The sequence below is a fragment of the Thermodesulfobacteriota bacterium genome (genome assembly GCA_036397855.1).
Classification (GTDB): domain Bacteria; phylum Desulfobacterota_D; class UBA1144; order Nemesobacterales; family CSP1-2; genus DASWID01.
In genome coordinates, this window is record DASWID010000073.1 from 1 (window position 1) to 4,165 (window position 4,165).

A 4,165-nucleotide genomic window follows, 5' to 3' on the forward strand; every position below is an offset into this window, starting at 1 on the left:
TTATCTTGTCTCGAACAGCCTGCTTTGCGTACGCGGCGAAGTAACCTAATTTTGGAACCCGATCGATAACATCGTCTACGAGGTGAAAGCGATCGAGGTCGTTTCGTACAACCATGTCGAAGGGCGTAGTAGTAGTACCCTCTTCTTTATATCCCCGTACATGTAGATTCTTATGGTTTGTTCTTCTATAGGTAAGGCGGTGGATAAGCCAGGGGTAGCCGTGATAGGCAAAGATAATGGGCTTGTCTGTGGTGAAAAGGGTATCAAAGTCCCAATTGGAAAGGCCGTGTGGGTGTTCCTCCCTGGGCTGGAGTTTCATCAGGTCAACAACGTTAATCACCCTTATCTTTAAATCTGGAGCATGTTTGCGAAGTATTTGAACGGCAGCGAGTGTTTCAATAGTTGGAACATCACCGCAACATGCCATAACAACATCTGGCTCGGTACCTTTATCATTGCTTGCCCATTCCCAGATACCGATTCCCGAGGTGCAATGTTTTATGGCAGCATCCATGTCTAGCCATTGAGGTTGAGGTTGCTTTCCAGCCACTATTACATTGACATAACTTCGGCTTTGTAGACAGTGGTCTGTGACGGAAAGCAAAGTGTTTGCGTCGGGTGGGAAATATACGCGGACTACCTCGGCCTTTTTGTTCACAACATGGTCGATAAATCCAGGATCCTGATGGCTGAAGCCATTGTGGTCCTGCCTCCATACATGTGAAGTGAGAAGATAATTGAGAGACGCTATCGGGCGTCGCCAGGGGATTTCGCTCCGAGTGACCTTGAGCCATTTGGCATGCTGGTTGAACATTGAGTCAACTATATGTATAAAGGCCTCATAACATGAGAATAACCCATGTCGTCCCGTTAGGATATATCCTTCCAGCCATCCCTGGCATGTATGCTCGCTTAGAATTTCCATGACTCGACCGTCTGGTGCGAGATTCTCATCCTCCGGTATTGTCCTTTCCATCCATGTCCTGTCGGTGGCCTCAAATAAAGCGGTGAGCCGATTTGAAGCTGTCTCATCGGGTCCCATTACACGGAAATTTCTACTTTCTTCGTTGAGTTTCATCACATCACGCAAGAACTGGCCCATCAATCTGGTTGACTCTCCAAAAACTTGTCCTGGTTTAGGTATTTTAATTGCGTAGTCTCGGAAATCCGGCATTTTCAGGTCTTTTAATAATATTCCACCGTTGGCATTTGGATTTGCACCCATTCTCCGCTCTCCCGTCGGAGCAAGTTCTGCTAATTCTGGTCGTAGTTTACCGTTTCCATCGAAGAGTCGCTCTGGTTTATAACTCTTCATCCACTTCTCAAGTAGTTTTACGTGACCAGGTTTTTGCGACATATCGGCTATGGGAACCTGGTGAGATCGCCAGAAATCTTCCGTCTTCTTGCCATCAACTTTCTTTGGTCCGGTCCAGCCCTTAGGAGTTCGAAGTATTATCATCGGCCATTTAGGAAGTAATGCCTGTCCTGTGGTTCTCGCCTCTTCCTGAATTTTTTTAATTTCATTCACTACCGCATCCAGGGTTTCGGCCATCAGTTTATGCGTTGGTTTAGGGTCAGAACCCTCCACAAAGTAGGGCTTGTAACCGTAACCAGTGAATAAACTCTTGAGCTCTTCATTGCTTATCCGACCCAGAATGGTAGGATTGGCAATCTTGTAGCCATTAAGATGAAGGATCGGTAGAACCGCTCCATCGTGCACGGGGTTTAGGAATTTATTTGAATGCCAGCTAGCGGCGAGGGGTCCTGTCTCCGCTTCACCATCTCCAACCACACAGGCTACAATAAGGTCTGGATTGTCGAAAGCCGCTCCATACGCATGGGAGAGAGAGTAGCCTAGCTCGCCCCCTTCATGGATAGAACCCGGGGTTTCCGGAGCAGCGTGGCTGGGTATCCCTCCGGGAAACGAGAACTGTTTGAACAGCTTTTTCATGCCTTCCTCGTCTTGTGATATGTTCGGATAAAGTTCGGTGTAAGTTCCCTCAAGGTAGGTGTTAGCAACTACTGCTGGGCCACCATGGCCTGGACCCGTTATGAATATCATGTTTAGGTCATGTTTCCTAATGACGCGGTTTAGATGCACGTAGACAAAGTTAAGACCAGGGGTTGTACCCCAATGTCCTAAGAGCCTTGGCTTAATGTGTTCTATTTTGAGTGTTTCCTTTAGCAAAGGATTATCGTATAGATAGATTTGTCCTACCGAGAGATAATTTGCGGCGAGCCAATACCTGTGCATTTTATTCAATAGATCGTCGGATAACTTGCCCATGATTTACTCCCTATATTTAAGTGGTTAATTTTTCGGATTACTTATATTTATTTCTCGCTAACGATTTTTGTTTACGACTATATTGTTTGTATGTCTTGCTATCATCAATTCCTCATTTGTTCTCATGACACGGATGGTTGTCGGGACACCATCAGATGATATGATGGCCTTGTTAGACTCATTTTTAATGGGATCCAGATGGATGTTCAAAAATGTCATGTCATCACATATGCGTTTTCGAATGACAGGGGAGTTTTCTCCAATCCCTCCAGTAAAGATAAGGTTATCAACACCCCCTAATGCGGTGCATAGGGCACCGAGAAATTTTTTTGCCTGATAACAGAAAAGATATATTGCCTCTGCTATATCGGCGCTTTTTCTCTCATTATCTAGCAGAAATTTCATATCGGAGCCTCTTCCTGAAACCCCCAATAGCCCGGAATGCATGTTTAACATCTGATTTAACGACCTTGGGCTTAGCCCTTTTTTATTTAGAAGATAAATTAAAATCCCGGGGTCTAAATCTCCACACCTGGTACCCATCATTAGCCCGCCGGTCGGTGTAAATCCCATAGATGTATCCATGCTTCTACCGTCCTTAACTGCCACAATGCTTGCGCCGCTTCCGAGATGAGCTATGACGACACGACCCCTTGCAACCTTTTCTCCAGCGACAGTCATTAGCTCTTGCATAATATATTCGTAGGATAAGCCGTGAAAGCCATACCGCATGATTCCTTCCCGGAATAGGCTTCTCGGTAATGCGAACATTTTTGCACGCAGGGGTAGCTGCCGATGAAAAGCAGTATCGAAGCATGCTACCTGAGTCAGGCCAGGGTACGTCTTATTAATTGCCATTATTCCCGTGATTTCATTCGGAAGATGGTCGGGAGCTAGGGGAACAAGTTCATTCAGCTTTTCCATCAATTCGGGCGTGATATCCTGCGGCCGGGAATATTCGATTCCTCCGTGCACGATACGGTGGCCAACGGCGCCTATTTTCTCTACTGGGCTATTCTTCGTGATCCATTCGAAAAGGGTTTCAAAGGCGGCCTTATGGTTACGAAGATATAGATTATCCTGAAGATTTGTATGCCCTTGGGCATCCTTGATTTTTAAGATGGTGGATTTCTGACCGATCCTCTCTATAACCCCTGATAAAATCAGGGTTTCTGATTGTCCCATTTCGTAAAGTGAAAATTTAATGCTTGAGGATCCACTATTTATCGTCAGTATTCGATTGTTATTTAATCCCATAAGCTTCTGTGCATTTATCGTCGATCATAAGATTTACATTGTTTATTAGGCTGTTTTATTAATAATATTTATAAAAGATAAAACTATATACCATATATATCGGATTTGCTAAGCTGAACTAGTCAATTTTGAGAAGTGATTCAGAGTTTACATATGGGGTCTATAAATCTGAGTTGCGATGTTTATAAAATAGATTGGGAACCGCAAAGAGTAGACATTCCGCTCCTACTACTTGGTAATAGATTCTTCATTATTACCCATTTTAAATTCAGAGTACTTATCGATATAAAGGGGACCCTGAAAAAAAAAGCAATGGATTTTTTGATCGACCTGATTTCTCAACGTCAGTTATAAACAAGGAATGAAAGATCATCTAGGATACTAGACTGGGAATTATGGAAGACAGCTATAAGTGATCCACGGAAACTATGGGTGCCTGTGAATATGGTAGTATTGAGGTTTCCTATTGAGCTTGGGTATAGAAAGATCACGAATCATAAGATAAAATCAATGAGAAATAGTGGCGCAGCAGCAGATAGATTATCAAAAGTGTCTAATTAGATTCCGGATTTTAAGCTTTATCAAAGTTTTATTAAATGTATGAAAAGGGTATAGCTAATC

At 43.7% G+C, this 4,165-nt stretch carries 2 protein-coding genes; both read right to left on the bottom strand.

Features of this window, described 5'->3' with window-relative positions; all coding sequences use genetic code 11:
* On the bottom strand, positions 1-2,287 hold a 2,287-nt coding region (locus VGA95_05700; protein ID HEX9666039.1), incomplete at its 3' end, for a phosphoketolase family protein.
* Positions 2,288-2,344: 57 nt separating this feature from the next.
* Positions 2,345-3,544 carry an acetate/propionate family kinase gene (locus tag VGA95_05705; protein HEX9666040.1) on the bottom strand — a complete coding sequence of 400 codons (1,200 nt, stop codon included), beginning with the start codon at positions 3,542-3,544 and terminating at the stop codon, positions 2,345-2,347.
* Between the last annotated feature and the right edge of the window lie 621 nt (positions 3,545-4,165).